We start from the raw sequence: 24,249 nt of genomic DNA, 5'->3' as shown, positions 1-24,249 counted from the left end.
GTATCGCCCACGACGGCGACGCCGACCGCGCGATATTCGTCGACGAACGGGGCGACCACGTCGAGGGCGACACCGCTCTCGCGGCGCTCGCCGCCGCGGAACTCGACGCCGGCGACGTGACAGTTTCGGCGGTCAACGTCTCCCAACGACTCGTCGACGTGGCCGACGCCGCCGGCGCCGACGTGGAGTTGACCCCAATCGGCAGTACCTACATCATCAGCCGCATCCGAGAGCTTCAGCGGGAGAACCGGTCGGTTCCGATTGCAGGCGAGGGCAACGGCGGCATCCTCTTTCCGGACTACCGAATCGCCCGCGACGGCGCCTACACCGCCGCACGCTTCCTCGCGTTACTGGCCGACCGCTCGGCGAGTGCGGTGGCCGCGTCCCACGGCGGCTACGCCAATGTCCGGGCGAACCTCGAGTACGAGGACGAGGACGACCGCACGGCGATGCTCGCGGCCGCCGAAGGACACGCCGACGACGCCGACGCCGAGTTGACGACCATCGACGGCTACCGCCTCGACTACGGCGACGCGTGGGTGTTGGCCCGGCCGAGCGGGACCGAACCGCTCGTCAGACTGTACGCCGAGGCACGAAGCCACGACCGGGCACAATCGCTTCTCGATGGTGTTCGGACGGAGATGGTCGAAGCGAGAGACGACGCCTGAGTTACGCTGGTTCGTACGACGAAATCGCCTCGTCAAGCCGCTCACGTTCCTCTCGGGCGACTTCGAGTTCCGACTCGACGGTACCGTTCTCGATACGTGTGCGCTCGTCGTCCTCCAATTCCGAACGGGCGACGGCGGCCGTCTGGAGTCGTTCGTACTCTTTACGGCGCGTCAGTTCCCGAACCGCCCGGAGTGCGGCGACCGTCTCCTCGTCGGCGAAGCGGTCGACGAGCGACACCAACTCCTCGGCTTGGAACCGGAGCGTCTCAGCCTCGGCGGGCGGCCACTCGACGAACAGCGGGTCCGCCGACAGACCGTCGAGATACGTCCGGTTGGTCGCGACGCGGCGCTTCAGCAGGTTCGCGTCGTCGACGTAGTGGGAGAGCTTCGACGGCGAGTAGTCGGCGTACTCGACGAGGTCGGGCACCGAATGCTCGCCTGCGGGCCGCTCTCGGACGTACTCCAGCAGTTCCGTCGGTGGTCGCCGGAACTCGACCAGCGGATACTCCGCAGCCGTCGCGACGAACGAGAGGAACTCGCGGGCCGACGCGTCCTGTCGGAAGGCGGCGAAATCGTCGGCGACGCCGTCGTTGTATCGTTCGATGGGCTCCCGGAGTTCCTCGATTGGGGCGTCGAGGTCGGCTTCGCCGAGTCGGACCAGCCGTTCGAGGTCATCGATGCGGTCCTCGAGTTCGTTCAGTCGGTCCCGGGCCGCACGATACGCCTCCCGATGTCGGCTCCGGGCGTCGGCCAGTTCCTCGCGCGTCTCGGCGTACTCCCGTGCCGGAGCGAGCGCCTCGCGTGCGGCCTCGAAGTCACGCGTCTTCAGCGACCCGGTGACGCCGCTCGTCTTGACGTGACCGTCGGCCTCGAGGAACGCCTCGCTCTCGGGAACGTCTTCGGGAACCGACTCCAGGGTCTCCGAGATGTCGTTGCGGAACTCGACGTACCCCTCGAAGTCGTCCCAGTCGGTCGCCCGCTCCTCCCAGCGGTCCAACACCGTCGCGACCGACTCGTAGGCGTCGGCGACCGCATCGAGGTCGGCCTCGTCGAGTTCGAGACTCTGCTCTAGCTCTCGAACCCGTTCGTGGGCGGCTTCCAACTCCGCGGCCGCGTCGTCGTGGTCACTCCCCGTAGACATCGTCGGGGTCGAACACTCGGTCGCCGACGACCTCGCCGTCGAGCGTCCGGTGGAAACAGCTCTCGTAGCCGGTGTGACACGCCCCGCCCTCCTGTTCGACGACGTACAGCAGCGCGTCGCCGTCGCAGTCGACCCGGACCTCCTCGATTCGCTGGGTGTGGCCGCTGGAGCCGCCCTTCTTCCACAGCTCGTCGCGGCTTCGGGAGTAGTAGTGGGCGTACCCCGTCTCCCGGGTCCGCTCCAGCGCCGCCTCGGAGACGTAGGCGAGCATCAGCACGTCGCCGGAGTCGGCGTCCTGTGCGACCGCTGGAAGCAGTTCCTGCTCGTCGAAAGCGAGGTCGACCGTCATTACCTGACAGTGGGTCAGTCGTCGGGATAGGCCTTTTCGTTAGCCCATCGAAGGGGTTCACTCGCAGGCGTCGGTCGCATCCGCCTTAAGGGCGAGAACCGGCAGCGTGAGACGTCCGTCGGAACGCTCGGCCGACCGGTGGCGTGCGTGCGTCTGACAAACGCTTATATGCGTGGACGAACCAGCTAGGGCCAATATGGGCAACAAGAACAAGACCATCTCCTTTCGGGTCAACGAGGACGCCTTCGAGACCCTCCGGGAGATAGCCGAAGAGCGCGACATCTCGCTTTCGGCCGTGTTCCGCGACTACGTGGACACGCTCGTCGCCCACGACGGCCAGGTCCGGGTCGTCCCCGAACACGAACTGAAAGGCGGCAGTGCCACGGAGACGTCCTCTGCTGCCGAGAGCTTCCCGCCGAAAGTCGAGGTTCCGAAGAGCTTCGTCCGCGAACACGAACGGCTGGAGCTGGAGGCCGAACACCTCCGCGAACAGCTCGACGAGTACAAACAGTACGTCACGAAACTCAGCCAGAAGGTCGAAGAGCAAGACGAAGAGGAGGTCATTCAGCTGGAAGACCTCGACGGCGAGGAACAGGAAGAAGAGCCGTTCCGCCTCGGCTAACGCCCGACGCCGCTACCCGGACAGTTCACTGCGCTTTCTGCGAATCTCGGCTTCCGCTTCGTCGCGTCCGTCCACGTCGGCCAGCTGTTCGGCCGCCTCCAGCGTCCGGACCCCGCTATCGAGGAAGGACAACACGTCGCCGGGGTAGGCGTACACCATGTAGTCGTCACCCATCACGTCGACGATGGCGTCCGGACCGAGTCCCTGTGCCCGCAACTCCAGCAGATACGCGATGAACTTCCGCTCGGGACAGCCACAGTGGGGGTTGGACTGACAGTCACAGTCGAGGAAGTCCTCGGCGAACTCCAACACGCGGTCCCGGGAGGCATCGTCGAGTTTGGCGATACCGTCGCCCGAAAAGAGGATGTCCAGCGTCGCTCCGGAGAAGGCACTCTTCGGGAACGACGTATCCAGTTGGGAGGCCAACTGGCGGTGGTTCTTCACGTAGATTTTGTCCGTAATCGCCACGTTGGCCGCCCTACGTCGTCGGCGCTGAAAAGCGACTCGAAACACCGTGCGGGAGGGTTACACGGGGTTGGGAAAGTCGAAACGTATATCACTTCGTCTCTGCCTAGGTTCAGTTGCGTGTCCGGGTTGGGGTAGTGGCATCCTACAGCCTTGTGGTGGCTGTGAGGCGGATTCGATTTCCGCACCCGGACTCATAATATATTCTACACGAACTCGCCACCGGAGCGGCGGTATCCTCCGAACGTTCTAATCCAATCGGAGCGAAAGAAACGGTATGCCTGACTGCCCGACGTGCGGCAGGTCGTTCGATTCTCAGCGTGGGTTGGGCGTCCACCACAGCGCCGCCCACGACGAGTTGCTCCCGAACCGAGAGTGCGCCCGCTGTGGCGTCGAGTTCCACAGCGAACACGAGAAAACGTACTGTTCCGACGACTGTCGAGACGAAGCGATGTCGTTCGAGGGCGACAGCAACCCGAACTATCGCGGTGGCAGAACTGCAACGACGTGCGAGATATGCGGCTCGAACTTCGAATACTACCCGTCGGCAAAACCCGGCCGATACTGCGAGTCGTGCGTCGAATCCGCGGAGTGGCGTCACGAACGCGATATATCGGGAAAACGGAATCCCCGCTGGTCAGGTGGCGAGCACGAACTGACCTGTGACTGGTGTGATGCGAAGATACTTCGCCAGCAGAACAACATCAACGGAGAACACGTCTTCTGCAGTCCCGACTGTCAGTACGAGTGGCTCTCCGAGGAATTCACTGGCGACGGCCATCCGAACTGGAAGGGTGGGGGCGACGCCAACTACGGCCGCGGCTGGAACCGGGTCCGCAGGCAGGCGCTCGAACGGGACGACTACCGGTGCGTTCTCTGTGGGGTGACGGCGGACGAACTCAGCCGGAACCCGGACGTACACCACATCGTTCCAGTCCGGGCGTTCGTCGAAACACCGGTTACGGCCGAGTTCGACGCTCACTACCTCGAAAACGTCGTCTCGCTGTGCCCGTCCTGCCACCGAAAAGCAGAGTTCGGCGGCGTCAGCCCCGAACGGCTGAAAACGGCGACTGAGCTGGTTCCGAACGCGGAAGGCCTTTGACGGCCGGCGCCGACGATTGGGCCATGCAGGCGGCCCTTCTCACCGTCGGCGACGAGTTGCTCGACGGCGACACGGAGAACACCAACGCGACGTGGTTGGCCGGAGAGTTGAGCGACCGCGGCGTCTCCGTCCGACGGATACTGACCGTCCCGGACGACGAGGCGGTCATCGCCGAATCGACACGGGAGTACAGCGACGCCTTCGACGCCGTCGTCGTCACCGGCGGCCTCGGCGGGACGCCCGACGACGTGACGATGGCCGGCGTCGCGGCGGCGTTCGACCGACCGCTCGTCGACAACGACCTCGCACGCGAGGACATCGAACGGACGCTGGAGGCCATCGCGGGCGACTATCCGGACCTCGACGTGAACGTCGAAGCGGAGGCCTCGCTTCCCGAGGGTGCCCGGCCGCTGCTCAACCGCGCCGGCCTCTCGCCGGGGTGTGTCGTCGAGAACGTCTACGTTCTGCCCGGGATTCCGTCGGAGATGGAGCGGATGTTCGAGGACGTAGCCGGCGAGTTCGACGGTGACGCGGAGTCGCGGTTCCTCTACACCGAGGAACCCGAGGCGAACCTCATCGAACGACTCGACGAGACGCGGGAACGTTTCGGCGTGAAGGTCGGCTGTTATCCCGACCGCGAGGCGGGGCACAACCGGCTGAAACTCACCGCCGAGGACACCGCGGCGCTGGACGATGCCGAAGCGTGGCTGGCCGAGAACGTCACGCTCGCGGAGTGAATCGGAGAATCAACGGAATATTTCCGGACGCCGGCCCCACTGTCGGTATGGACGGCCCTGCCCTCGCGCGGGAGTACTACCGGAGCATCGACGCCGACGACTACGAAACGCTCACGTCGCTCCTCGCGGCGGACTTCGTCCACGAGCGTCCCGACCGGACGCTGTCAGGTCGGGAGCGCTTCGTCGAGTTCATGCGCGAAGAGCGGCCCGAAACCGACACCGAGCACGCAATCGATGCGGTGTACAGCACCGATGCAGGCGGCCGCGTCGCCATCGAGGGGCGACTGCTCCGGGCCGACGGCGAGGTGTGGTTCGGCTTCGTCGACACCTTCGACATCGACGGCGAGGTGATTGCCGACCTCCGGACGTACACCGACGAACACCCGCTGTGAGGTTCGACCGCTGTTACCCCAATCTGATAAATAAGGCCGTACAGCAGCGGCAGGGCGGCTAACCTTCTCGACTACTGACGGCGAATTGATGCTGCTGAGTGTGGCTGTCGCCGTCTCCATCGCTGTCGTGGTCGCCTTCCTCTTCGAACCACTGGTCCGGGACGACGAAGACCTGGAGACACTCGACCGGCGTCGCGAGAGAGGCCGAACCGACGACGAACCCGCAGACGAGTGGCGGACCGACCAGTGCTGTCGGCACTGCGGTCGAAACGTAAATGGAGAGTACACGTTCTGTGGTGGCTGTGCCCGGCCGGTGGCGTAATCAGTCGCCGTCGCCGACCGCGGTTTCGCCGACCGGGTCCTGACCCTCGATGACTTCGGTGCCGCCCATGTACGGCTGGAGCGGTTCGGGCACGTCGACGGTGCCGTCGTCGTTCTGGTAGTACTCGAGGATGGCGACGACGACGCGGGGGACCGCCACACCCGAACCGTTCAGGGTGTGGATGTACTCCGCGGATTCGTGCTGTTCGGGGCGGTATTGGATACCGGCCCGTCGGGCCTGGAAGTCCTCGAAGTTCGACACCGAGGAGACTTCGAGCCACCGACCGCCCGCCTCGGGGCCGTCGTCCATGTCGTCACCGGGTGCCCACACCTCGACGTCGTACTTCTTCGCCTGCGTGAAGCCCATGTCGCCGGTACACATCTCCAAGACGCGATAGGGGAGGCCGAGCGCTTCCAGCACGGAGGTTGCTTCCTCGAGGAGCCCCTCCAATCGGTCGTAGCTCTCCTCGGGGCGGACGAAGTTCACCATCTCGACTTTGTTGAACTGGTGTACCCGGACGATGCCGCGCGTCTCGGTGCCGTGTTCGCCGGCCTCCCGTCGGAAGTTCGGCGAGTACGCCTGGTGTTTGATGGGGAGGTCGTCGTCGAGGAGAATCTCGTCGCGGTACATGTTCGTCACCGGCACCTCGGCGGTCGGCAACAGCCAGAGGTCGTCGTCGTCGTAGGCTTCGTCGTTGTCGCCGCCGATGCGGTAGGCGTCCTCGACGAACTTCGGGAACTGGCCGGTGCCGCGCATCGACGCGGAGTTGACCGGAATCGGCGGGAACACGTCGGTGTACCCCTGCTCGCGGTGGGTCTCCAGCATGAACTGCACGAGGGCGTGTTCCAGTTGGGCACCCTCGCCCTTCGCGAAGTAGAAGCCGCCGCCGGTCACCTTCGCGCCGCGTTCGAAATCGAGGATGTCCAACTCCTCGCCGAGGTCGTAGTGGGGGACGACCTCCTCGGGCAGTTCCCGTCGGTCTTCGAAGCCCCAGCGGTCGACTTCGACGTTGTCGGATTCGTCCTCGCCGACGGGGGCGTCTGGATGGGGGACGTTCGGTATCTCCAGCAGCGCCGCCTCCAGTTCGGCTTCGAGTTCCTCGGCGCGTTCCTCGACGGTTTCGAGTTCGGCCTTCAGTTCCTGGGACTCCTCGATTGCGGCCTGGGCTTTCTCCTCCTCGCCGGCCTGTTTCAGTTCGCCGATTTGACTGGAGACCTCGTTGCGCTGGTGACGCAGGTCGTCGCCTTTCGCCTTGAGTTGTCGCCACTCCTCGTCGACCTCGAGGATTCGGTCGAGGTCGACGTCGACGCCCTTCGTCTCCAGCGCCCGCCGGACCTCCTCGGTGTTTTCGCGGACGAACTGCCTCGATAGCATTTGTCGGCGGTTCGGCAGGCCCGGGCAAAGTCGTGTCGGTCGCGTGCGACCGGTTCCCGGCCGCTCGCGCCGAGTAAACGCGACACCGAGCGTGTCGGGTTGACGACAGACCGAAGTGTTGGGGGTGTGTTGCCCCGGCCATGATAGAGCAGTATCTCCAGCGGCTCTTCACCTGGGAGAGCCTCGAGAACACCGAACGCGGCGTCGAGTTCGAGTTGAAGAACCGGCTCATCGAAGCCGAGTTCGAGGGCATCACGCTGGTCGCACTCGACGAGGAGGAGGTCCCACAGGGGGAGATTACGGTGGAGCTGTCGGAAGACGAGCAGTATCAAGCCGACGAGATAACTCCGGAGGACCCACTCGAACTCGACCTCGCCGAAACCGTCCAGATGGTGCTCGACCGCGACCGACTCCGCCTCGGCGTCCACGAACTGCAGGTCGGCCTCCAAGTCGAGGGGTACGGCGAAGTGAGTTTCACCACCGACGACGAAATCACCGAGGAGGACCTCCTCGACGTCGACCCGGCCGACTACACCGTCGCGGAGTTGACCGACCTCGCCGACGATATCGCTGAACCCGAGTCACTGGAGCGACTGCTCGAACGCGAACGCGAGGGGAAAAGCCGCAAAACAGCCATCTCGGCGCTCGAAGAGCGCCTGGAGGACGCCGAACCGCTCACCGAAGACGAGATGGTCGTCACCGAAACGTCCTCGAAATCCTCGGGTGGGAACCTCGTCAACGAACTGCTCGTGAGCGTCCTCGAATCGCCACAGCGCGTCTCGGTGTATCTCACCGTTCAGACGCTCGGCAGCGGGACCCCGGAAACCATCGCCGGCCGAATGGTGCTGTCGGAGGACACTGTCCGGTCGACGCTGGAGGACTTCGAGAGCGAGGGTATCGCCGAACAGAACGCCGACGGGCAGTACAGCGTCGCCTCGCCGATTACGGTGTTACAGAAGCGACAGAACACGCTGTGGTCGGCGCTCCAGCGGTCGCTCTGAGACGGCAGGGGTCGGGCTTTTTGCTTCTGTACTCCGAGACCCCAGTATGGGAATCGGAGACGTATACGAAGTGAGTGCGGTGTCGGACTGTTACTACGTCGACACCGGCATGTACGACACCCCCGAGTACGGGTCGGTGTACATCCTCGACGCCGAACGCCCCGCCATCGTCGATACGGGCATCGGGACGAATTACGAGCGAATCCTGGCCGCACTGGAGTCGGTCGGCATCGCGCCGGCCGACCTCGAAGCGATAGTGGTCACACACGTCCACCTCGACCACGCGGGCGGAGCGGGCTTTCTCGCCGCCGAAACCGACGCCGACGTGTACGTCCACGAAAAGGGCGCGAAGTTCCTCTCGGACCCCGACGCCATCTGGAAGGGGACGAAAAGCGCCGTCGGCGAGCAAATCGAGTACTACACGGAACCGAAGCCGGTTCCCGTCGACCGTATCGAGCCGATTCACGACGGCACCGCCATCGATTTGGGCGACCGGCAACTGGAGACCCACTACGCTCCCGGCCACGCCTTCCACCAAGCCGTCTTCCACGAACCCGACGACGACGTCGTGTTCACCGCCGACGCTGCGGGCATCTACGTGCCCGAATACGACGCCATCCGTGAAACCTCGCCACCGCCGGGGTTCGACCTCGAGGAGGTCGTCGCGGACGCCCGGATGATAGCCCGAATCGACCCGGAAACGCTGTGTTACGCCCACTTCGGTCCGGCGGCGACCGACGAACGGCTCTCGGAGTACGTCGGCGTCATCACCGACTGGGTCGAACGCGTCGCCGAGAAACGCGAGGCGATGGACGACGACGCGGCGGTCATCGAGCACTTCGTCGAGGAGAGCGACATCAGCGAGGTGTGGGGCCAAAAGAAAGGCGACGGCGAAGTTGCGATGAACGTCAGAGGCGTGTTCCACTACCTCGACGAACGGGCCGAAGGCAGCGAGTGAACCATCGATGCCGACTGCGTCCCCGGGGGTTTATTCGCCGCGGCCGTGAACCGATGAGTCGATGACGGAGGGACCGTGTCCAGTCAACTGATTCCACTCGTCGCGGCGATTATCGCGCTGGGCGTCGGCGCGCAGCTGCTCGCCGACCGCTTCGAAGTGCCGAGTATCGTCTTCCTGCTCGCCGCGGGCATCGGACTCGGCCCCGAAGGACTCGGCATCGTGACGAGCGACTCCTTCGGTGCCCTCCCGGCCATCGTCGGACTGTCGGTCGCAATCATCGTCTTCGAAGGCGCGTTTCACCTCCGGATAGAGAAGCTTCGGCAGGCCACGAGCGAGAGCCTTCGACTGATAACTATCGGCGCGCTCATCGCGCTGTTCGGGACGGCGCTGGCGGTTCGGTTCGCCCTCGGGGCCGACTGGGGTATCGCGTTTCTCGTCGGGGCGCTCCTGATAGCGACCGGCCCGACGGTTATCACACCGATTCTGGCCGTCGTTCCCGTCCGCGACCGGGTCCAGGCTGCACTGGAAACCGAGGGCATCGTCAACGACGTGACCGCGGCCATCCTCGCGGTCGTGGTGTTCAAAGTGATTCGCCTCGAAGAGCCGACCTTTAGCGCTTTCTTCCGACTGTTCATCGAGCGCCTCGGTGGCGGCATCCTCATCGGAGCCACCGTCGCAGTCGTCGTCTGGTTCGTTCTCAGGTACATCGACCTCTCGCCGGGGGACGCCCCCCGGAACGCTCGACTCGTCGTCCTCGCCGGCGCGCTCGTCGCCTTCGGTGCTGGGGAAACCCTCGCCAGCGAGGCGGGCGTCGCCGCCGCCGCGACCGCCGGTATCGTCCTCGGGAACCTCGATATCCCCTACGAAGAACAGATTTCCGAGTTCAAAGGCGACATCACGCTCATCGTGCTGTCGTTCGTTTTCATCGCGCTGGCGGCGCTGCTGGAACTCGAAGACCTGCTGGCACTCGGCGTCGGCGGCATAGCGGTCGTCGTCGCCGTCGTGTTCCTCATCCGGCCGCTGTTGGTGTATCTCTCGACGGTCGGGGGGAACTTCACGCGCTCCGAACGGCTGTTCGTCGGCTTCGTCGGCCCGCGGGGTATCATTCCCGCGTCGGTCGCGACGCTGTTCGCCATCGAACTCCAAGCCGTCGCCGAGGAAGCAGTTGCCGCCGGAGACGCCGCACGGGCCGCCCAACTGGAGGCCAACGCGACGCTTCTGGTTGGCACCGTCTTCCTCGTGATTCTCGCGACGGTTGTCTTGCAGGGCGGGTTCGCCCGTCACATCGCGGAATACCTCGACGTGATACCAATGCGTGTACTCGTAATCGGAGGCGGGCAGGTCGGCCGAGAGGTCGCCACCCGCCTCGAAGACAGGGGAGAGAACGTCGTCATCATCGAGAACGACGACGAATCAGTCGAAAGCGCCCGCAAGGAAGGGTTCACCGTCCACATCGGAGACGGCACGAAAATCGACACCCTTCGGTCGGCCGGCATCGAGAACGCCTCGACGGTCGTCGCGGCGACCGGCAACGACGAGGTGAACCTGCTGGTCGGGCAACTCGCCGTCACGAAGTTCGACGTCGGACGCGTCATCTGCCGGGCGAACGACGCCGAGAACGTCGAGGCCTTCGAGGAGTTGGGCGTCGACACCATCTCCTCGACGATGGCGACGGCCCAAGCCATGGACAACGCTATCGAACGGCCGGCACTGGCCAGTTGGTCCAGTTCCATCGGCGAGGAGGGCGACGTACAGGAGGTGACTGTCGGCAACAGCGAGTTCGTCGGCCGGCCTATCAGCGAAATCGGCCCGGAACTACCGGGACGCTGTCTCGTCGTTCTCGTCTCTCACGACGATGAAACGTTCGTCCCCGATGCCGACTACGTTCTCCAGGAAGGCGACCGAATCACCCTCGTCGGCGAACACGACGCGGTCCGAGATTCGATGGCCCTCTGTCGTGGGGATTAACCCCCCGAGGATTCGTGGCACACCGTTTAAGGGGTCCGGTCTCTCCTATAGGATAGACCATGATTCACACCGAGGGCCCGCTTCTGTCTATCGACGTCGGACGGCAGGAGACGAGTGAAGAGAACATCGACGACGTACTGGAGGCGTTCGTCGGTGGCCGCGGCGTCGGCACGAAACTCGCCCACGACCGCATTCCGTTCGACGCCGACCCGCTCGGCGCCGAGAACAGACTGGTGTTCGCGACGGGGCCGCTGCAAACGTCGATGATGAGCTACACCGGCCGGATGTCCTGTACCGGCCTCTCGCCGCTGACCGACGGCCTGCTGTCGTCGAACGCCGGCGGCTTCATGTCCCGGCCGTTCGTCGACACCGGCTATTCGGCCGTCGAAATCGCCGGCGCGAGCGACGAACTCGTCGGCGTCCACGTCACCGACGAAGGCGTCGAGTTCGAGGCCGTCCCAGACCTCGCGGAGGCGACCGTCGAGGAGACGACCGAGTACATCGAGGAGTCGTCGGGACTCGACATGGAACACACCGCCGTCGTCGGTCCCGCCGGCGAGAACGAGGTGCGGTTCGCTTGCATCATGACGAGCGAATCCCGCGCCTTCGGTCGGGGCGGTCTCGGCGCCGTCCTCGGCGCGAAGAACGTGAAGTTCCTCACCTTCGACGGCGACTCCCGACCCGACATCGAGGGCATCGACGAGGAACTCGTCATGGAGATTCACAAGGAGGCGTCCGAATCCGGCAGTCCGATGAAGGACGCTGGCACGGTTTCGGTCTCCGACTTCGCCAACGCCGTCGGCGCCCTCCCGACGAAGTACTTCGAGGAACTGCGCTACGACAAGGTCGACGACATCGGGTCCGCGGCCGTCATCGAACACAAGTACAAGAAGGGAACGTGTTCGTCGTGTGCCTTCGCGTGTAAACTGCCGACCCGCGACGAGGAGTCCGGTCTCGAGACCGAGGGCCCCGAGTACGAGACGATGATGTCGTTCGGCTCGAACGCCCTCGTCGACGACTTCGTCGCCATCATGAAGTCCAACGAGTTGTGTGACCAGTACGGACTCGACACCATCTCCTGTGGTGACTCGATTGCGGCCTACCTCGCGGCGGAAGACGAGTTCGGCAACACCGACCTCATCCACGACCTCATCGAGAAAATCGCCCACCGTGAGGGCGTCGGCGACACGCTCGCCGAGGGCATCGACCGCTTCCACGAGGAGTTGGGCGTCGACAACTGGACGATGAAGGGCATGGAGTTCGCCGCCCACGACGGCCGGACGCTGAACGGACAGGGACTGTCCTTCGCCACCTCGAACCGCGGCGCCGACCACATGTACGCCGAGATGTACCAACTGGAGTACCCGCTGGTCGCGCCCGACCAGGCGCTCGACTCCGACGGCGTCGAGGGGAAATCCGAGCGCCTCATCGAGATGGAGAACAAAAACGCCGTCCACGACTCCGGCGTCCTCTGTAAGTTCGCCTTCTCGAGTATGGACCACGACCGGTATGCGCGGCTGTTCGACACCGACTGGGAGACGCTTCAGGAGGTCGGCGGCCGCATCGTCGAACTCGAACGCCACTTCAACAACGAGCGCGGCTTCGACCGCAGCGACGACGACGCCCTCCCCTACGAACTGGAGGGTATCGACGAGGAGCTATCGAACTACTACGAACTCCGTGGCTGGAACGACGACGGCACCGTCCCCGAAACGAGCGTCAGTGGCAGTCCGGCCCCGGCCGACGACTGAAGCGGCTGGAGCTTACGTCTCGCCGTTTTCGCCGCGCCACGCCGACGACCCGTCGCCGCCGCCCGTCTTGTATGTTCCGCGGGCGGTGGCGATGTCGGTTCCCTCCTCGTCGGTGACGTCGACTTCGACGGTGGCGACGTTGTTGCCGTTTCGGATGACCTCCGCGTCGGCGTACAGCGTCCCACCGGTGGCTGGCGAGAGATAATCGATTCGCATGTCGATGGTCGGCGTGACGGTGTAGTTCGCCGACACCGCGGCCGCGCCGGCGATGGTGTCGGCGAGGGCGTACGTGACGCCGCCGTGGGCAATCATCGTCTCGGGGCTCGAGGAGTGCTCCGAGGAGAGCTCCAGTTTTCCCTCCGCGTGACCGTCCTCGGCGTTCAGTAGTTCGATTCCGAGTCGGTCGTTGAACGGCATCTCGTCGAACAGTTCCGAGAGGACCATACCGAGACTCCGCCGCCGGCGAGGAAAAGTCCGTCCCCTCGGACTCGTGGGCCCGTAACTGACAACACCCCTCGCCGTGAGATGCCGATATGTTCGACGAAATCATGCGGAAGTTCGAAGACAGCCCCAGCCAACAGGCTGTCATTCGGCTGCTCTTAGAGCGGGGCTTTTCCGTCAACGACGAGGGGCGGGTCGTCTCCGGTGGTATCGAAATTCCGAACACGGGCATCGCCCGGGAAATCGACGTCGACCGACGGGTCGTCGACGCGACGACCGACGCCATCCTCGCCGACGACGAACTCAGGCGCATCTTCCAGAACATCTCCGCGATTCCGTCGTTGATGGACCTCGCGCCGGTACTCGATTTGACCGTCCTCACGGTTCGTGTCGGCGACGCCGACGAACCCGGCATCGTCGCCGCGGTGACGGGCTGTATCGCCGACCACGGCATCTCGATTCGACAGACGATAAGCGAGGACCCGGAGTTCACCGACGAGCCGAAGCTGTACATCGTCACCGACGAATCGCTCGATGGCGAGTTGATAAACGAGATTCGGTCGTTGCCGTTCGTCCGGAAAATCGAGTTGGAGTGACGCCTATCAGTTCTTCGTCGGTTCGGATTCGCCGTGGGTCTCCTCGTCTTCGGGGGGTGCGTGGCCCTCGACGGCCTCGGCGACCCCGGTGTCTTTGGGCGTGTCGACGTGCCAGCGGTCGACCGACGTCTCGTAGTCGGCCAACTTGTTGGAGACGCGAATCTTCAGGTCGTCGTCGTTGACGTTCACCTCGAAGACGTAGTCGTCGGTGTCGGCCCGCGAGAGGTTCGCGCTCACGAGTTCGTTGTCGAAGTAGTACGGCGACACCTGCGTCATCACGTTCTTGTAGACGCTACCCTCGACTTTCCGGAGGGCTTTCCGCGTCGCGGAGTCGGCGGCGCGGGCGACGTAGTTGATGGACTTCCGCCACTCGTTGACCGCCTCCTCGGGCTTTTCGAGGCTGTCGTAGGAGTCCGCGAGTTTCTCGCCGGCCGTCTTCAGGTCCTCGTCGGGACCCTTGCCCGCTTTCTCCCCTTCACCCTCCGAGACGCTCGCCTTCTCGGCGGTCTTTTCGTTGACGTCCTCGCCGAGCCGTTCGTCGGCCTTCGGCCGCCACTCGTCCCACTCCTCGAGGGCAGTCTCGTCGACGGCCTGTTCCTCGTCGGCGAGGTCCTTCAGCGCACGAGTGAGCCGTTCGCCATGTTCGACGATGTCTCCCCAACTCCCACGAACTTTGAAGCCGGAGACGCTCTCTTCGACCTCCATTGCTGGCGGCTACGGTGCCGGGACGTTTACCTCTTGTCGCTCGTCGCTCCCAACGACTGGCTTTAAGCCGTCGGCGCACGGCCTACCGGTATGCCAATCGAGGACCGTGATGACGCCCACGTCATCACTCACGCGCTCGCGAAGCACACCCTCTCGGAGCTTCGGTCGGTCGACACCGACCAGGTCGCGTTCCGCAACGGCCTCATCGACCTCGGGCGGCTCTGTGGCTTCGAAATCATCGACGGCATGATGGACACCGAGTACGTCTCGATTACGACGCCGCTTGCGGAGACCACCGGCGAGGTCGTCAAGGGACTCGACGATGTGGTCATCGTCAACGTTCTGCGGGCGGCGACGCCGTTCGTCGAGGGACTAGTCGAGGCGTTCCCGCACGCCCGCCAGGGCGTCATCTCGGCGGGGCGCGACGAGGACGCGGGCATGGACGACGACGGGGAGTTCCCCATCACCGTCGACTACGTGAAACTGCCCGACATCAACGAGGACGACACCGTCATCGTCGCCGACCCGATGTTGGCCACCGGAAGCACGATGGTCGCGGTGTTGGAGGAAGTCCTGGAGAAGGGCAACCCCGAACGGCTGGTGGTGCTCTCGGCTGTGAGCGCGCCGCCGGGACTCGTCCGCGTCGACGAGGCGTTCCCGAAGGCCGACATCCTCACCGTCAGCATCGACGAGCGCCTCGACGACGACGGCTACATCGTCCCCGGCGTCGGCGACGCCGGAGACCGAGCCTTCGGCACCTGACCGGCGTTTCTCCTCGAGATACGCGAGACCGCACCCACGACTGACTTCCACTCGAACCCGCCTCAACCCCTCTACTTCACGTGGAGATGGCCGCTTTCCTGCGGTTTCGTTCCTGTCGAAGCGTCAGACGCACGACGGACGCCCATGTCACAACTCGATTCGACCGCTGGTGGCGCTCCGGAGACGGTCCCGAAGCGCGTCCGCCTCGGCGACCGGTACCCGGATTTCAAACCGGACACGTTCGCCGTAGTCGGCGTCGAACGTGGCGTCCTCGCTTTCGAGGACGCCCCGGACCGTCCCAGAGTCGTCGTAGTCGACGACGGCGCGAAAGGTCTCCTGTGGCCGTTGTTCGACGACGCCGGCGGCGTCGACGGCATCCTTCGTCGCCTGCGAGTACGCCCGGACCAAGCCGCCGACACCGAGGTTCGTCCCACCGTAGTAGCGCGTGACGACGACGGCGACGTTCTCCAACTCCCGACCGGAGAGCACCGACAGCATCGGTTTGCCGGCGCTTCCGGACGGTTCGCCGTCGTCGGAGGCGTACTCCCGAAACGGGTCCGCCCGGACCCGGTAGGCCGGCACGTTGTGGGTGGCGTCGTCGTACTCGATTTCGATTTCTTCGACGAACGCCTCCGCGGCCTCGACGGAGTCGACCGGCGCCGCGTGACCGATGAACTCCGACCCCTGCACCGTGAACCGCGCCGTCCCCCGGCCGGCCAGCGTCAGATAGGCGTCGTCGGGCACACACCGACTCCGAACGCTGTCGGTAAACGCGTTTCGCGTCGCAAGCGCGTTCGGCCGGTATTTATACGGGCGGCCGACGTAGCCGCATTCGATGGAGGCGTTGACGCTCGCGACGTTCGTGGCCGCCGGCGGGGCCAGTTTGTTCATGGCGTGGGCCATCGGCGCCGGGTCGTCGGGGTCGACGCCGTTTGCACCCGCCGTCGGCGCCAACGCCATCTCGGTGATGCGCGCCGGCTTCTTCGTCGGGATTCTCGGCCTCCTCGGGGCCACGCTACAGGGCGCCAACGTCACCGAGGCGGTCGGTCGGGAACTCGTCGTCGGCACGACGCTGTCACCCGGTGCGGCCATCGTCGCGTTGAGCATCGCCGCCGGCCTCGTCGCTGTCGGCATCTTCACCGGCTACCCGATTGCGACGGCGTTCACCGTCACCGGCGCAGTGGTCGGGGCGGGGTTGGCGATGGGTGGGTCGCCCGCGTGGGCTAAATACACGGAAATCCTCTCGGTGTGGACGCTGACACCCTTCGTCGGCGGGAGTATCGCCTACGGGACGGCGAAACTGCTTCGATGGGAGGCAGTCGCCGAACGGGTCGCGATTCCCGCACTCGCAGGGGTCGTCGGCGCGCTGTTGGCGAACGTCGAGTTCGTTCTTCTGGGGCCGCCCGATGGAGTGGGGAGTCTCTCGACGACGCTCGGCGGCGGCCTCCCCGGTCGGGTTGCGGTGACGCTGGCCTTCGCTGTCGCCGTCGCCCTCGCCCTCGCTACCGACATGCGCAGCGACGAAGCGGCGGGCCAACGCCACTTCCTGCTCGCGTTGGGTGGGCTCGTCGCCTTCTCCGCGGGCGGCAGTCAGGTGGGCTCGCGCTCGGCCCCCTGTTGCCGCTGTTCGACACCACGAGCGTCGAGATTCCGCTCATCGCGCTGCTGTTCGGCGGCGGTGTCGGCCTGTTGTTGGGTTCGTGGACCGCCGCCCCCCGGATGATAAAGGCCATCGCACAGGACTACTCCTCGCTCGGGCCACGCCGCTCTATCGCCGCGCTCATTCCCTCCTTCGCCATCGCACAGACGGCTATCCTGCTCGGCGTTCCAATCTCGTTCAACGAAATCATCGTCTCGGCGGTCGTCGGCGCCGGTGCGGCCGCCGGCGCCGGTGGCGTCAGCCGCGGGAAAATGGGCTACACCGTGTTGGCGTGGGTCGGGTCGCTGCTAGTGGCCAGTGTCTTGAGCTTCGGCCTCTACACCGCCGCGACCGCGGTGCTGTAATCGTCGCTGGACGCGTCACTCCTCGTCGGCGAGTTGCTCTTCGGGTTCCGGCTCGTCGTAGGCCTCGGTGCGGACGAGCCGGGCCTTCATAATGCGCGTGTTCTCGACGCCCTCGATGTGGATGTCGATGCCGTCGTACTCGATAGTCTCTCCCTCCTCGACGAGTCGGCCGGCCCGGTTGAAAATGAAGCCTGCGAGCGTCTCGAACTCCTCGCCCTCCGGGATGTCGATGTCGAGTGCCTCGTTGACCTCGTCGATGTTCACCTCGCCTTTGATGACTGCGGTGCGGTCGTCGATGAACTCGATTGGCTCTTCCTCTCCGGCTTCGAGTAGTTCGCCGACGATTTCCTCGGTGATGTCCTCCATCGTCACCAATCCCTCGGTGGTGCCGAACTCGTCGATGACGATGACCATGTGCATCCGACTTTCGCGCATCTCCGCGAGCAGTTCGTCGACGTTCTTCGACTCGGGGACGTGGAGGGTTTCCTGTATGAGGTCCTCGAGTTCGATGTCCTGGCTCTCTCCATAGGAGTAATCGCGGACGAGGTCGCTGACGTGGACGATACCGAGGACGTTGTCGAGACTACCTTCATACACTGGAAGCCGCGTGTGATTGGCGTGGACACACTTCTCGAGGGCCTCCTCGATACTGGCGTCCTTCGAGACGGCATCCATGTCCAGCCGCGGGGTCATGATTTCCTTGGCGATAGTGTTGGTAAAGCGGAAGATGCGCTGGAGCATCTCGCGTTCGTCCTCCTCTAAGACGCCCGCTCGTTCGCCCGTCTCGATTATGTCGCGAATCTCCTCGCGGGTCACGTACGTCGATTCGATCGAGGACTGACCACCGGTAAGGCGGTTGACTTGCCGAGTGAGGTAATCGAAGGTAATCACCAGCGGCATGAGGACGTACTCCGCGTACTGCAGCGGTCGAGCGATGCGGAGCGCCCAAGACTCTGAGTTTTCGACGGCGTAGGACTTCGGCGCGCTCTCACCGAACAGCAACACGAGGGCGGTGATGCCGAACGTCGACGCGAGGACGGCCTGTCCCTGTGAGAGGAAATACGTCGCCAGCAATCCTGTCGCGATAGACGACATCGCGATGTTGACGATGTTGTTGCCGACGAGGATGGTGACGAGCAACCGGTGGGGGTCGTCCTTGAGGTGTTTCAGCGTCTCGGCCCCGGGGACGCCGTCGGAGACGAGCGCGTCCACCCGGTGTGGTGGCAGCGAGAACATCGCTATCTCCGATGACGAAAAGAACCCCGAGAGTGCGACCAACCCGAGAATCACTACGCCACCGATGACGATGATGGTCGTATCACTGAACGGAAGTTCGCCGGCGTCGGGGGCAGCCTGTAACCAGACCGTGACGACCGACAGCGCGAGAGAGCCCATTTAGACGTGCGTTGTTCTTCGGCCGCGGGATTAAGAGTTGTCATGGACGCGAACCCCGAGGTCGTGTGTCGTGTGTGTCCGCGGGCGACACCCTTAGGCGATGACCACCCCAACGTGACGGTATGTCCGAACCAGCGATTACGCTGTACCGGCTGCAGGCGTGTCCGTTCTGTGAGCGCGTCGTGCGCGTGTTGGACGACCTCGGTCTGGAGTACCGTTCGCGGTTCGTCGAGGCGCGACACTCCCGTCGCGATGTCGTCAAGCGAATCAGCGGCGCGCGAACCGTCCCCGCAATCGTCGACGAATCGACCGGCGTCACGATGAGCGAGAGCGCGAACATCGTCGAGTATCTCGAAACGACGTACGGCGACGGCGATGTCGACCCGGCACACGTCACCGCCAGCGCGGCGGGTGATGCCGAATGAACCTCGGCTTCGATATCGTCGAACTGGGCGACGCCGACCACCCCGAGGCTGGCGAGACCGCACCCGACTTCACCCGGCCGCTCGTCAACGACGAGTACTGGGAGGACGCCTCCCTGTCGGCGTTGACCGACGAGGAGCCGGTCGTGCTCGTGTTCTACCCGATGGACGGCGACTTCCCGGCGACGTACATCTGGCAGGAAATCGACGACCGCGAGTGGGTCGATTACGACGCGCGCGTCGTCGGCCTCTCGATTTCGACGCCGTACGAACACTCCCGATTCCTCGAAGAGTGGGGCGTCGAGGACTACGAACTGTTCTCTGACCCACAGAACGGCGTCGCCGAGTCATACGGCATCAGTCACGACCTCGACGGGATGAACGGCATCGCCGAACCGCGGCCGGCGGTGTTCGTCATCGACGAGGAGCGAACGGTTCGGGAGGCCTGGGTCGCGACGGAGTGGCCGGAGTTCCCGCCGTACAGCGACATCGAGGCCACAATCGAGCGGCTGTGACCGTCCCGGACCTGACAGCGGCCGTCGCGGCGATTCGCCGCGGCGACCTCGTGGTGTACCCGACCGAGACGGTGTACGGCCTCGGTGCCGACGCGCTCGACGCCGACGCCATCGAGCGAGTCTTCGAAGCGAAGGGCCGACCCCGGGACAAACCGCTCTCGATGGCGCTTCCCGACGCCGATGTCGCCGCCGACTACACCGACCCCTCCGAGCTCGAATTGGCGTTCTGCGAGCGATTCCTCCCCGGCCCCGTCACGGTGCTGTTGGAGCGGAACGACCGCGTCCCCGACGCTCTCGTCGCCAGCAAAGACCGCGTTGGAATCCGGGTCCCCGACCACGACGTCGCCCGCGACCTCGCGCGTCGCACCGGCCCGATAACCGCGACGAGTGCCAACCGGAGCGGCGAACCGAGCGCCCGCCGAGTCGACGAAATCGACGCCACAATCCGCGAAGGGGCGGTCGTCATCGACGGCGGCGAAACCCCCGGTACTGAGAGTACAGTCGTCGACGTTTCTGCGGGCGAAATCGTCCGTCGGGGGGCGCACGCCGACGACATCGAAGCGTGGCTGGACGAACACCTATAGGGGAAGCCGCGACCGCAGCGACTGCGTTTTCACCCCGCATTGCTCGCGGTACTCACAGGGACCACATCGCGAGTCGTCGTGCAGACGCGGCGGTGGGCCGTCGAGCGATTGGACGGTTCGGAGCGCCCGCCGATAGGTGGCCTTACGGCGCGTCGTGAGCCGAATCTCGCGGATGCGGCCGTAGGCGGGATACTCGACGAACGCGCGCTCGATTGGCTCCGCTCGCTCCCAGGCCAGTGCCTTCGCCGCCGCGGTCGCTCGAACCGACTGCGGTTCCCAGACGCCGCGCTCTGGCGGTTCACCCGCCGAAACGACGACCGGAACGGCGGGGTCTTCGAGCAGTTTGTGAGCGATGCCACGACAGTCCTTTCCCTCCAGTAGCACGTCCGTCTTCAGGGGGTCGACGAGCGCCTCCCAGCAGTCGAGTCGGGCCTTCGCGCTGCCGAGATTCGAGCGGTACTGCGTCGGCGTGGTCGCTATCGGTTCCGCCGAGAGGTCCGTCGCCGAATCGAGGAGTTCCTCGTAGCGCGTCGCGAGCGCTCTGATTCGCTCGACTTCCTCGGGTGGGCCGCGGTCGTCGTCTCGCCGACGGTAGTACAGTTTTCGCGGACAGTACGCTGCCGTCGCGAGGTCGCTGAACGTCTCCACGGGGCGTCTGGTCGCCTCTCCGTATTTGAACCCTCGCTCGTCGGGTTACCGGCCGCGTCGATGTTTCGCCAGTCGGGCGAGCAGCGGAACGTCGCTGGCGTGGAGGAGTTTGAGGATGGCCCGCTTCTCGCCGGCGTTGGCTCGCTGGAGCGTCTCGTCGTCGAGGCGGTTGAGGTCACTCAGCAGGGTGTCGTAGCGGTCGTTCGGGGCGAGATACAGCATCTCCGTCATCAGCAGTCGCGAGTCCATGTCCGGTGCCACCTCGTCGTGCCACAGCTCGTCGTACAGCGAGATGGCGTCGGCTGAGGTGTCGGGGTTCGACGGGGTCAGACAGCTGTCGACGGTTTTTGCGGCCGCACGCCCCGACTGCATGCACTTGTTGATTCCCTCGCCCCACAGCGGGTCGATTGTCGGGACGGTGTCGCCGATGGCCATGAAGCTGTCCGTACTGAGGTTCGTCGGCGGCTGGATGTGTGCCGACCCGCGGTGTTGCCGGCCCTCGATGCGCTCGGCGCTCTCGAAGCGCGGGTCGGTGTCGAGCCAGTGGTCGAGATAGCCGTCGATGGTGCGGTCGACCTCGGCGTAGCGCTGGTAGCTGTCGTTGCGTATGTAACAGAGCCCGACCTTCGCGGTGTCGCCGCCGGTGTGGAAAATCCACGAGTAGCCGCCGGGAGCGTACTCGTGGTCGAGCCGCAGCATCATCGACCGATGCAGGTCGGCGTACCCCTCGTGGTCGAGGTCGACGCCCTCGAACTCGTATTCGATGCCGATGGCGTGGTTCTGCCGAGAGAGGTCGGTGACGCCGAGGTCCTTCGCCAGCGGCGCGGCCGGTCCCGTCGCGTCGATTACCACGTCGCCGTACACTTCCTCGGAGCCGTTGTACTTCACGCCGACCGGCTCACCGTTTTCGACGATGGGTTTCGACACGCGGGCGTCGAAGTAGTACTCCGCGCCGCGCTGTCGGCCGTCCTCGACGAGGAACTCCTTGAACGCGCCGAAATCGAGGACGGCACCCGGCCGTTCGCGGGCGAAGTGGTCGTTCGGCGATTCGATAACCACGTCGTCGGTGAACTGCATCACCACGTCGTCGGGGATTCCGAACGACGCCATCATCGACGGGAACGTCCCGCCGGTGGATTTGTTGCTCTGACGCGGGAACTCGTCTTCGGGTTCCGTCTCCAACACGACGACATCGTACCCTCTCGCGGCGAGGTCGCGTGCACACTGCCCGCCGGCCGGACCCGCCCCGGCGATGACCACGTCAAAGCGCTCGCGCATACGGGTTCCTCACGCGTTTCCGTAATGAGTTTTCCTGAATGGAGAGGATTCGGCGGGCGTTTTCCGAACCGAAGGCCGCTATCACGCACGAGGTTGGGTCAAAAATAAGTGGGGAGGAAACCGAACACTCGGTAATGGCTTCGGTGGGGGCGAAGTGACAGGACCAGTAACCGTTTCCGTCGGCGAAATCGAGGACTTCGAACAATCCGATTTCCACCGATATCAGGACCAATTCCAGCACGCGCTCATTCTCCCTTCGGAGTTGATACGCGAGGAGTTGGGAGTCGCACCGTACAGCTACGTCGATGTCACGCCGAACGGCCGGGAGTGGGGCGAAGGGGAGACGGTGTACCTGCTCCCGTTCGCCGACGGGTTCGAACCGACACCCGACAAGCCGGAGGGGTTGCTGAAGGGGTCGTATCAAGAGCGAATCTTCGAACAGCGAACGTCGGGAACGAGAAAAGTCGACGTTCGGCCGCACTCGACCGCAAGGTCTCCCGGTGACGAGACGCGACTGTTCGTTCCCGTCCGCCTCCCGGTCGAGAAGGATACGGGGCTGTCGACGTGCTACATAAACAAGGGGGAACTCGAGGAACTGGAGTTCACCGACGGTGACACCGTGGAGGTGTACAATCCGATGAACGGAAATCGGGCGAGCCTTCGCGTAGAGGGGATGGGACGGCTCGAAAGGGGAACGATAGCCGTCGGAAACGTGAACCGCGACTCCCTCGGCGTCATTTCGGTCGACGAACGGAGCAAAGAGGGATGGGGTGAGGAACTCGGAATCCGAGACCCGGTAGAGGCGAGTTTGCCCGACAGAACGCTGACCGACCAGTTGTGGCACTCGATTGGAGCACTGTTCGTCGGCTACAACCGAATCAATCTCGAAGTTCGCCCGGGGTTGGATATCGACGAAGAGCGGCGCATCGTTCGGGTCGAACCGGACACCCGAAACCTGCTTGGAATCGACAGCGGCGACCGCGTCGTCATCGAGTGGGGCGGAACGGAACACAACGTCAAGTGTCTCGATCTCCCGGACAGCGTCGATGTCGAAGCCGAGAGCGCGACGAGTGACGAGATGTCGAAAGCCGCCGAGAATGAAGACGATGGCGGCATCCTGACCGGCAACCACTCCTCGAACCACATCTACATGCCGTCGACGGAACGGAAGGCGGTGAACGCGTGTATCGAGGATTTGGTGAAAGTTAGACGAAATATGAAGTACACGATGGGCAAGCAGGTGTCGCTATCCATTTTGGGCATCCTGGCCGCACTCGTCGCCGGCGAGCCGTTTTTCAGTACAATATCCGGATACGTCTCCGCGGTGAGTTCCCCGTACGTAACCGAACCAGCCATCTCGGTGCTTCAACACGTCGTCGTCGTGGGCGTGTTTCTCGCGATTTCGATACTCCTGATATGGGTACTCCTGTATCAAAAGCGACAGGAGTGCGAGATATAGAACGCTCCCGACGATTATTTTCGGTCGATGTCGAGATACGACCGAAGGGATTCCCCGGAGGCGACGGCGGTTGTCTCGAGGAACTCGTCGTAGAACGTCTCGCCCCACTGGCGAGCACCCGAAAGGCAGGTTTTGACGTACGACGGAATGGGCTTTACGTCGGCGTGGCTGGGTGCGTCGCTGGCGACGATGATTTCGTCGGGGGGGTCAACCGACTCGTGTTCGTAGCACGTGACAGCATCGGAATCGACGATTTCGAACCGGTAGGTGGTTTCCCGTCGGGCATAGATACCGAACTCACGTGGAGAGAGGTCGGTCACCAAGACGCCGTTGCACCACGCGTCGGCCGAATGTAGATTGAGTACGGCACGGCGGTCCCCGACCGTTTCACGACGGTCAGCAACCGCATCGAACACCCGTCGATAGCCGTCGAGTCGTACCCGCGCCGAGCGGTCCGGGAGCCCATCGAACAGGTAACCGAGTTCGTCCCTGTGAAGCAGGCTACCGATGACGATAATCCCCAACTCACCCTCGGGGAACCCGGTGTCAGTCATCTACAGTCGTGTTCCCCCCACAGTATCAAACATCTG

General features: G+C 64.4%; 26 protein-coding genes and 2 pseudogenes. 17 read left to right on the top strand and 11 right to left on the bottom strand.

All coding sequences use genetic code 11. The features are described 5' to 3' along the window. Nucleotides 1-668 (top strand): annotated as a pseudogene (locus tag GJ631_RS03845) (phosphoglucosamine mutase); the annotation flags it as partial. 1 nt (nucleotide 669) lies between these two features. On the opposite strand, the gene GJ631_RS03840 reads toward GJ631_RS03845, so the two are convergent. Together GJ631_RS03840 and hisI are read right to left on the bottom strand one after the other, a co-directional pair. Then, nucleotides 670-1,809 carry a hypothetical protein gene (locus GJ631_RS03840; RefSeq protein WP_156707871.1) on the bottom strand — a complete coding sequence of 380 codons (1,140 nt, stop codon included), beginning with the start codon at nucleotides 1,807-1,809 and terminating at the stop codon, nucleotides 670-672. Continuing rightward, a complete protein-coding gene (hisI, locus tag GJ631_RS03835; protein WP_156707870.1) occupies nucleotides 1,793-2,158 on the bottom strand; it encodes a phosphoribosyl-AMP cyclohydrolase in 366 nt (121 codons plus the stop codon). Before hisI ends, GJ631_RS03840 begins: the two co-directional genes overlap by 17 nt. A gap of 196 nt (nucleotides 2,159-2,354) precedes the next feature. On the opposite strand from hisI, the gene GJ631_RS03830 reads away from it, so the two are divergent. Beyond that, a complete protein-coding gene (locus tag GJ631_RS03830; protein ID WP_156707869.1) occupies nucleotides 2,355-2,780 on the top strand; it encodes a ribbon-helix-helix protein, CopG family in 426 nt (141 codons plus the stop codon). Between the two features lie 12 nt (nucleotides 2,781-2,792). Here GJ631_RS03830 and GJ631_RS03825 read toward each other — a convergent pair whose 3' ends face one another. Beyond that, a complete protein-coding gene (locus tag GJ631_RS03825; RefSeq protein ID WP_178918212.1) occupies nucleotides 2,793-3,248 on the bottom strand; it encodes a DUF5814 domain-containing protein in 456 nt (151 codons plus the stop codon). A gap of 274 nt (nucleotides 3,249-3,522) precedes the next feature. Between GJ631_RS03825 and GJ631_RS03820 the strand changes: the two genes are divergently transcribed. From GJ631_RS03820 to GJ631_RS03805, 4 genes are all read left to right on the top strand, one after another. Beyond that, nucleotides 3,523-4,347, top strand: coding sequence for an HNH endonuclease (locus GJ631_RS03820; protein WP_156707868.1), 825 nt, complete (start codon nucleotides 3,523-3,525; stop codon nucleotides 4,345-4,347). 23 nt (nucleotides 4,348-4,370) lie between these two features. Next, on the top strand, nucleotides 4,371-5,084 hold the full coding sequence (locus GJ631_RS03815; RefSeq protein WP_156707867.1) for a molybdopterin-binding protein: 714 nt from the start codon (nucleotides 4,371-4,373) through the stop codon (nucleotides 5,082-5,084). 47 nt (nucleotides 5,085-5,131) lie between these two features. Further along, the gene (locus GJ631_RS03810; RefSeq protein ID WP_156707866.1) at nucleotides 5,132-5,476 is read left to right on the top strand and encodes a nuclear transport factor 2 family protein; all 345 of its coding nucleotides are present in this window, start codon (nucleotides 5,132-5,134) and stop codon (nucleotides 5,474-5,476) included. An 88-nt stretch (nucleotides 5,477-5,564) separates the two neighbouring features. Then, nucleotides 5,565-5,798 (top strand): hypothetical protein, encoded by a 234-nt coding sequence (locus tag GJ631_RS03805; protein ID WP_156707865.1) that lies wholly within the window; start codon nucleotides 5,565-5,567, stop codon nucleotides 5,796-5,798. On the opposite strand, the gene serS is transcribed toward GJ631_RS03805, so the two are convergent. Then, the gene (serS, locus tag GJ631_RS03800; protein WP_156707864.1) at nucleotides 5,799-7,172 is read right to left on the bottom strand and encodes a serine--tRNA ligase; all 1,374 of its coding nucleotides are present in this window, start codon (nucleotides 7,170-7,172) and stop codon (nucleotides 5,799-5,801) included. A 140-nt stretch (nucleotides 7,173-7,312) separates the two neighbouring features. Here serS and GJ631_RS03795 point away from each other — a divergent pair, with 140 nt between their 5' ends. The 4 genes from GJ631_RS03795 to GJ631_RS03780 all read left to right on the top strand — a co-directional run bounded on the left by GJ631_RS03795 (nucleotide 7,313) and on the right by GJ631_RS03780 (nucleotide 12,850). After that, on the top strand, nucleotides 7,313-8,173 hold the full coding sequence (locus GJ631_RS03795) for a hypothetical protein (protein WP_156707863.1): 861 nt from the start codon (nucleotides 7,313-7,315) through the stop codon (nucleotides 8,171-8,173). Nucleotides 8,174-8,219: 46 nt separating this feature from the next. Next, nucleotides 8,220-9,131, top strand: coding sequence for an MBL fold metallo-hydrolase (locus GJ631_RS03790; protein ID WP_156707862.1), 912 nt, complete (start codon nucleotides 8,220-8,222; stop codon nucleotides 9,129-9,131). Nucleotides 9,132-9,206: 75 nt separating this feature from the next. Continuing rightward, nucleotides 9,207-11,099, top strand: a complete 1,893-nt coding sequence (locus GJ631_RS03785; RefSeq protein ID WP_370518551.1) for a cation:proton antiporter — start codon at nucleotides 9,207-9,209, stop codon at nucleotides 11,097-11,099. A gap of 59 nt (nucleotides 11,100-11,158) precedes the next feature. Continuing rightward, a complete protein-coding gene (locus GJ631_RS03780) occupies nucleotides 11,159-12,850 on the top strand; it encodes an aldehyde ferredoxin oxidoreductase family protein (protein WP_156707861.1) in 1,692 nt (563 codons plus the stop codon). Between the two features lie 12 nt (nucleotides 12,851-12,862). Here the strand turns inward: GJ631_RS03780 and GJ631_RS03775 are convergent, their stop codons facing one another. Further along, complete coding sequence (locus GJ631_RS03775; RefSeq protein ID WP_156707860.1) at nucleotides 12,863-13,294, bottom strand: PaaI family thioesterase; 432 nt, start codon at nucleotides 13,292-13,294, stop codon at nucleotides 12,863-12,865. A gap of 89 nt (nucleotides 13,295-13,383) precedes the next feature. Between GJ631_RS03775 and GJ631_RS03770 the strand changes: the two genes are divergently transcribed. After that, nucleotides 13,384-13,887: an amino acid-binding protein gene (locus GJ631_RS03770; protein WP_156707859.1), complete on the top strand. Its 504-nt coding sequence runs from the start codon at nucleotides 13,384-13,386 to the stop codon at nucleotides 13,885-13,887. Nucleotides 13,888-13,893: 6 nt separating this feature from the next. On the opposite strand, the gene GJ631_RS03765 is transcribed toward GJ631_RS03770, so the two are convergent. After that, nucleotides 13,894-14,592 carry a DUF5828 family protein gene (locus tag GJ631_RS03765; RefSeq protein WP_156707858.1) on the bottom strand — a complete coding sequence of 233 codons (699 nt, stop codon included), beginning with the start codon at nucleotides 14,590-14,592 and terminating at the stop codon, nucleotides 13,894-13,896. A gap of 90 nt (nucleotides 14,593-14,682) precedes the next feature. Here GJ631_RS03765 and upp point away from each other — a divergent pair, with 90 nt between their 5' ends. After that, entirely contained in the window at nucleotides 14,683-15,354 is a 672-nt protein-coding gene (gene upp / locus GJ631_RS03760) for a uracil phosphoribosyltransferase (protein ID WP_156707857.1), read from the top strand. Between the two features lie 147 nt (nucleotides 15,355-15,501). Here the strand turns inward: upp and GJ631_RS03755 are convergent, their stop codons facing one another. Further along, a complete protein-coding gene (locus GJ631_RS03755) occupies nucleotides 15,502-16,098 on the bottom strand; it encodes a YigZ family protein (protein WP_370518550.1) in 597 nt (198 codons plus the stop codon). Nucleotides 16,099-16,189: 91 nt separating this feature from the next. Here GJ631_RS03755 and GJ631_RS03750 point away from each other — a divergent pair. After that, nucleotides 16,190-17,358 (top strand): annotated as a pseudogene (locus tag GJ631_RS03750) (inorganic phosphate transporter). Between the two features lie 15 nt (nucleotides 17,359-17,373). On the opposite strand, the gene GJ631_RS03745 reads toward GJ631_RS03750, so the two are convergent. Continuing rightward, nucleotides 17,374-18,753: a hemolysin family protein gene (locus GJ631_RS03745; RefSeq protein ID WP_156707855.1), complete on the bottom strand. Its 1,380-nt coding sequence runs from the start codon at nucleotides 18,751-18,753 to the stop codon at nucleotides 17,374-17,376. 122 nt (nucleotides 18,754-18,875) lie between these two features. Between GJ631_RS03745 and GJ631_RS03740 the strand changes: the two genes are divergently transcribed. From GJ631_RS03740 to GJ631_RS03730, 3 genes are read left to right on the top strand one after another with little or no spacing between them, the layout of a single operon-like run. Beyond that, nucleotides 18,876-19,178: a glutathione S-transferase N-terminal domain-containing protein gene (locus GJ631_RS03740; RefSeq protein WP_156707854.1), complete on the top strand. Its 303-nt coding sequence runs from the start codon at nucleotides 18,876-18,878 to the stop codon at nucleotides 19,176-19,178. Next, a complete protein-coding gene (locus tag GJ631_RS03735) occupies nucleotides 19,175-19,690 on the top strand; it encodes a redoxin domain-containing protein (protein WP_156707853.1) in 516 nt (171 codons plus the stop codon). The genes GJ631_RS03740 and GJ631_RS03735 overlap by 4 nt, the downstream gene beginning before the upstream one ends. Then, nucleotides 19,687-20,274: an L-threonylcarbamoyladenylate synthase gene (locus tag GJ631_RS03730; RefSeq protein ID WP_370518549.1), complete on the top strand. Its 588-nt coding sequence runs from the start codon at nucleotides 19,687-19,689 to the stop codon at nucleotides 20,272-20,274. The genes GJ631_RS03735 and GJ631_RS03730 overlap by 4 nt, the downstream gene beginning before the upstream one ends. On the opposite strand, the gene GJ631_RS03725 is transcribed toward GJ631_RS03730, so the two are convergent. Then, the gene (locus GJ631_RS03725; protein ID WP_370518548.1) at nucleotides 20,269-20,922 is read right to left on the bottom strand and encodes a hypothetical protein; all 654 of its coding nucleotides are present in this window, start codon (nucleotides 20,920-20,922) and stop codon (nucleotides 20,269-20,271) included. The two genes, GJ631_RS03730 and GJ631_RS03725, sit on opposite strands and share 6 nt — an antisense overlap. Before the next feature lie 45 nt (nucleotides 20,923-20,967). Then, a complete protein-coding gene (locus tag GJ631_RS03720) occupies nucleotides 20,968-22,200 on the bottom strand; it encodes a digeranylgeranylglycerophospholipid reductase (protein ID WP_156707852.1) in 1,233 nt (410 codons plus the stop codon). Between the two features lie 154 nt (nucleotides 22,201-22,354). Here GJ631_RS03720 and GJ631_RS03715 point away from each other — a divergent pair, with 154 nt between their 5' ends. Next, nucleotides 22,355-23,659 (top strand): hypothetical protein, encoded by a 1,305-nt coding sequence (locus GJ631_RS03715; RefSeq protein WP_156707851.1) that lies wholly within the window; start codon nucleotides 22,355-22,357, stop codon nucleotides 23,657-23,659. A gap of 14 nt (nucleotides 23,660-23,673) precedes the next feature. Here GJ631_RS03715 and GJ631_RS03710 read toward each other — a convergent pair whose 3' ends face one another. Then, on the bottom strand, nucleotides 23,674-24,213 hold the full coding sequence (locus GJ631_RS03710) for a hypothetical protein (protein WP_156707850.1): 540 nt from the start codon (nucleotides 24,211-24,213) through the stop codon (nucleotides 23,674-23,676). Nucleotides 24,214-24,249 lie beyond the last annotated feature (36 nt).

This window comes from Natronomonas sp. CBA1123, assembly GCF_009741925.1.
GTDB lineage: Archaea > Halobacteriota > Halobacteria > Halobacteriales > Haloarculaceae > Natronomonas.
The sequence above is the reverse complement of the archived record's forward strand: the minus strand, read 5'-3'. Positions and strand labels throughout refer to the sequence as shown.